We start from the raw sequence: 5,165 nt of genomic DNA, 5'->3' as shown, positions 1-5,165 counted from the left end.
TGCCCATTCCACCCCCTCAGCGAAAAGCCTTCGTCAGCGAAGCGTCCTTCCTTTTGCGCTTGCTGGTGGAAGGCTTTCGTGAGACCCGCCGCGTCGGATTCAAAACGGTGCTTCAGCGCCTGTTTGAGGGTCCGGCCCTTTTTGAACCAGTGGGCCAGGCTTGGGTCGCATGCGGCCAGGTGGCGGAAGAAGGTCTCGGCTCGTCGAGCACACGACTCAGCCGACTCTCGCCGTCCCACCCAATACGCTCCAACATAATAGGTTATTTTCATTCCGCGACCTTCTTGCGCAGTGGGGTAGGGATGACCTTGATTTCACGAAAGCGCTCGCCCTTGAACAGCTCGCGCATGAGGTCGGCGACCTCGCGCTCGGCGAAATGCCACTCGATGGGAACTCCCTTGGCTGCTGCGAACTGCCTTTGGGCCTGATCGAGCATCTCCTCGATGCCTTCGAACCATGGCTTGCCCTGCATCTTCTGGAGCAACTTCCGGTAGCCCGGCCCCTTGAGTTCTAGAAGAACACCGTTCTTGAAGCCGTCAAAGTCCACGTAGTCCTTGGAGCCTGGGCCCGTACGGACGCGGTAGACCCACCCTTCCGGAGCGCCCGTCAGCTGGGCCTGATAACGCTGGGCCTCCTCGGTCATGCGCTCCACCTTCTTCGTCCATTGGCCTGGACCTGATGGAGCCGGAGGCCAGGTATTGCTGCCTCCAGACGGGCTATTGCCCTGCGCCATGAGGACGATGGAGGCCGACGCGGCACCGGCTCCGACCACCGCGGTCATGGCTCCGGCTGGCACCGCCAGCTCACGCACCACCAGCGCTCCCGAGGGCGACACGGCGAGCACCGGTAGCCGCGAGGCCGAGGCCATGCGCGGTCCCGCCGCGGCCGCACCACCCTGGAGGGTCAGCACGTGCATGCTCAGTCGTGCTGTCTCCCGTATCTGGTCCTCCAGGTTCATCGCCCCGTAACGGGCGAAGTACTCGGGAGAGGTGGCGATGAGGCCAGCTACAGCCGAGGGCAGTTGGGCCAGACCTTCGAGCGCGCGCACCGGTTGGGTGATGAGGGTTGCCAGGCCCCGAAGCATCTCCTTCAGTGCATCCTCGGCTCCCAGCAGCGCGGCGGTAGCCGGATCGCGTCCCAGGGGCCGTTCGCCCACTGGGGGGCCTTGCTGCCGCAGGGCTTCGTCCACGGCGTAGAAGACGCCACCATCGTCGAAGTGGAAGGCACCCACGTGCATGCCCTGCACGTACAACTCGCCCTGGTAGAGCGTCGGGGGACCGAGGCGGGCCAGGGGCTTGCCGGTGAGGGCCCCGGCGCAATAGCCATCCGGCCGCACGACGACGAGTCGGTGGAATCGCCCGGTGCGGACGAGCAGCTCGGCGTAGGGGAGGGGCTGTCCGGTGGTGAGGGCCTCGCGCACCAGTCGGGCCAGCACGGTACGAGGAGCGAAGGTGCGCAGTGTGGCGGGGCTCTCCAGCAGGCCCCGCCAGAGAGTCTGGGCCTTGTCCGAGGTGAGCGTCTGGCCCGGAGTCAGGTGGACGGCTTCCGGGAGGCCCGTGTGCCGGAGCAACTCCTGGAAGTCGTCAGCCTCGGAGGCAAGGGCGCTGGAGGCCAGCAGCACGGCCACCAGCAGTGCTGTGGGGCTCGAGAACCTCATGGCGCACTGTCCCGTGCGGCTCTACACCATGCCCACCGAGTCGATGAAGCCCTCGGCGGCGAGTGACTCCAGGCGCGCGAAGTAGGTGGTGCGGGCCTCCGAGTCCGAGTCGAACCACAGGCGCTGGTGGCGCTGCTCGCCCAGACGTGGGCCCCACTCGACGGACACCAGCTTGCCGTCCAGGGACACCCGATACACCTGCTCCTGCCCGGAGTCGTCGCGCCGCACGTACGAGCGCGTCTCGGCGCGGATGAGCGCCCGGCCCTTCGGCGTCTGCCGCAGCGCCTCCTCCTGCGTGCGCTGCCGCGCGTACGCGAGCCGCAGTGCAATCATGTGCTCGCACGGGCCCTCGCGCAGACCCGAGCGCCGGTAGTGCGAGCAGCCGCAGCTCGCCTCGCGCACCCGGCCCTCCAGGTCCAACATGAAGCTGGGGAAGAAGCTGCGCACCGCCTCGCGGTCCACCACCTCGCCGTTGAGTCGCGTGCCCACGCCCACCACCTCGTGCACCTTGGTGAGCTTCACCTCTCCGGCCCCCGCGCCACCGTCGCCCAGCAGCCGGTGTGCCCGCTCCTCGCGCTCGTTGCCATAGCGGATGACGGCCTCGTCCACTGGCGTGGAGAGCAGCTCGCGCGGCCGGTACGTCCCCTTGGCGATGTCGTACAGCACGCGTCCGCGCAGGCACTCGAGCTGGAGTGCCCCGCGCACCGCGTCCTTGGGCGCGTCCGTACCCGAGGCGAGTGCCTCGAAGGAGAGCGGGCCCTCCTTGCGCAGCCGGGTGCGCAGCTTCTCCGCGAGCCCGTCCGGCACCGCGCGGGGCATGAGGGCATCGAAGGCCGCCGCGCTGGACCAGCCGCTCTCCGTCCACCCCGTGAGGGCCAGCGTCAGCGTGGCGGGGCCCAGGTCGATGACCCAGAAGACCGGCAGGCCCGGCCCGAGCATCTGTACGCGCACGCCCTGGGCATGGGGCAGGAGCCGGGCGAGCGCCGCGAGCCGCTGCCGTCCAAAGGTACGCACCACCGCGGGCGCGCTGCCCTGGTACTTCGGGCCGTGGCACTCGATGACCAGCTCCCAGGGCTCCACCACGAGCCGGGGCTGCATGCCGGGGACGAGCTCGAAGCGCAGGGCGCGCGGGGCCTTCTTCGCCTTCCGGGTGCGCAGCGCGAAGAGCAGGTTGTAGAGGTCGATCGACGCCAGGGAGCAGGTGCTCGCGGGCAGGGTGGCGGCGGACTGCACCTGGAGGAAGCCGCGCAGCCAGGCGTGGGGCACCTCCACGTTGCGAGCGGGCCGGGCCTCGGGGCCGCGCACGGGCAGGGCCACGTGGGCCTCCAGGGCCACCGGCACGTAGGTGCGCAGCCGGTCCACCTTGGCCAGCAGGTCCGCCGGCACGTCCAGGAAGGTGGAGCCGTGCGCGACCTCGCGGCCCTCGAAGAGCGAGTTGTCGAAGGACAGGCGCGCATAGGCGCTCTCGTCACGGGAGAAAACCTCCAGTGACACCTGATCCGGGTCCACGGTGAGGAGCGGGTCCAACACCGCGTCCGCCTTCTGCTCGCCCTCCAGGGACTGGTCCAGGAAGGCCTTCTGCGCCTCCCAGATTTGCGCGGTGGCGCGCTTGCCCTGCTTCATCAGGTAGGCGAGGTAGGCGGTGCGGTCCTTGCCCCGGTAGCGCAAGTCCGAGGCGAGGATGCCGAGCATGGCGGCGAGCGAGTCGCGGAAGAGGGCGGGCTCGCGCACCCGGCCGCGCACGCCCACGGTGCCCCGAGAGCCCTCCAGGGCCAGCAGGACGCGCGAGGCGTTGGCGCCGGCGTCCACGTCACTCGTGGTGGCGTAGCGCAGCTCGACGGCATGGTGGGTGGCGGTGCTCACTTCGGGCTCCCTTCCTTCCGCGCACGCTGGGCGGCGCGGAGTGCACGTTTGTGGGCGCGGTAGGCGGCCTTCCGCAGCTCCACGGACTGGGTCTTGTCGAAGGCCTGGGCACGCAGCACCTCGGCGGCCGCGTCGCCACCGAGCCGGCCCATCGCGGACCACGCATCCTGGCGCACGGCCTCGTCCTTGTGCGTGGCGAGCGGGCGCAGCGGCTCCAGCTCCTTGTCGGCCAGCAGCGTGGGCAGGGCGAGGCGGCGCGCCTCGGAGGTGGCGAGCTGCTTGGGCGTGCGCACCGTCGCGCCCGTGGGGCCGGTGGCCACCGGGTCGAACGGCTGCACCGCCAGGGCCCACTCGGCGGCACGCTCGGGGGCGAGCCGGGCCAGCGCGGTGGCGGCGGCCTCTCGCACACCGGCGTCCGGGTCGGCCAATGCGGGACGCAGGGCCTCGGGGGCGGCGTTCAGCCTGTCCAGCGCGCGCGCCGCTTCGAGGCGCACCCCGGCTGGAGCCTTGGCCCCTCCGCCCTGGAGGCAGTCCTTCGCGGGCTTCGTCAGCTCCGCTACGCCCAGGCGAGAGCCCGCCCACAGCAGCCGCTCCCACGCGTTGGCCAAGGGGCCCCGCTTGGGTCCGGGCGTGGAGGCCCACTCGGAGGCGGTGCGGCGCTCGGCGTTGAGGAGGGCACGGCCCAGCGTGGTGCGGTCGTCTTCGGACCAGGCGCGGGCCTTGTCCTGCTCACCCGTGCGCGCGGCCACCAGCCATGCCGCCTCCTCGCGGGCGGAGGGCTTCTCGTGGCCGAGCAGCATGGCCAGCGCTCCGGCGGGCAGTGCCGCGCGCCGCACCAGCCCCCGACGCAGCCGCTGCCGGAGTTCCTCGCTCTCCAGCGTGGCCAGCCGGGGCAGGAGCTGCATCGGGTCCGCCTCGGTGGCGAGGTAGCTGGCGGCGGGCTCGGAGATGTCCTCGTGCTCGCTGCTCACCGCGAGCAGCTCCACCCGGACGCGCTCCTTGGGGAAGAGCGCATCCAGCGCCTTGCGCGCCTCGGTGCGCAGCTCGTCGTCATGGTCGTCCAACACGAGTGCCAGCGAGCCCTCGGCGGCGACGTCTCCGAGCTTGCCCAGCTCCTGGGCCGCGGTGATGCGCACCGCGTTGCCGGTGCCGCCGTCGTCGCGCAGCAGCGTCTCCAGCCGCGAGCGCGCCCGCTCGCCACCGAGGTAGCGCAGGCCCCGGATACCGGCCTGCTGGAGCGCGTCCTCCTTGCCCTCCATCGCGGCGAGCTCCACCTTGTCCTCGGCGCGGCGGCGATCCTCGCCCTCGGGCAGCTTCGCGGCGAGCCGGCCGAGGCCCTCGAGGGCGGCGGCCACCATGCTCGGCTCCACCGGGGCCTCGGGCGTGCCCCCGGCGGCCACCTGCTCCAACTCGGACAGGGCGCGCGCATCCCCCAGCGTGCCCAGGGCGAGCAGCGCCCGCTCGCGGTCCCCCTCCTCGCCCGCGCGCACGTACAGCAGCAGCGGGCGCAGGGCGCTGGTGAGGCCGCGAGTGGCCACGCCCTCGGCGGCGGGCAGCATCAGCTCGCGGGCGCCGCCGCGCAGCACCTCCTCCAGCGGCTCCACCTTCGCGCCCTTGTGCATGACGCGCGAGGCGTAGCGGGCCA

At 71.6% G+C, this 5,165-nt stretch carries 4 protein-coding genes; all 4 read right to left on the bottom strand.

Annotation, left to right across the window (positions count from 1 at the left end; translation table 11 throughout):
* The coding region (locus VF794_RS39230) for an Imm52 family immunity protein (RefSeq protein ID WP_331118750.1) at positions 1-272 on the bottom strand (272 nt) is incomplete at its 3' end.
* Positions 269-1,657, bottom strand: a complete 1,389-nt coding sequence (locus VF794_RS39225; RefSeq protein ID WP_331118748.1) for a Tox-REase-5 domain-containing protein — start codon at positions 1,655-1,657, stop codon at positions 269-271. The genes VF794_RS39225 and VF794_RS39230, both read right to left, overlap by 4 nt.
* A gap of 21 nt (positions 1,658-1,678) precedes the next feature.
* Positions 1,679-3,520, bottom strand: coding sequence for an SWIM zinc finger family protein (locus VF794_RS39220; RefSeq protein WP_331118746.1), 1,842 nt, complete (start codon positions 3,518-3,520; stop codon positions 1,679-1,681).
* A partial coding sequence (locus VF794_RS39215; protein WP_331118744.1) for a HEAT repeat domain-containing protein occupies positions 3,517-5,165 on the bottom strand: 1,649 nt, incomplete at its 5' end. The genes VF794_RS39215 and VF794_RS39220, both read right to left, overlap by 4 nt.

Origin of the sequence: Archangium sp. (assembly GCF_036389735.1) — a bacterium.
Classification (GTDB): domain Bacteria; phylum Myxococcota; class Myxococcia; order Myxococcales; family Myxococcaceae; genus Archangium.
Note: the sequence above shows the minus strand (reverse complement) of the source record. Positions and strands in the feature narration are given on the sequence as shown.

Excerpts from the sequence above, each read along its gene's own strand:
- VF794_RS39225 (WP_331118748.1), bottom strand. The coding sequence starts at position 1,657 with ATGAGGTTCTCGAGCCCCACAGCACTGCTGGTGGCCGTGCTGCTGGCC.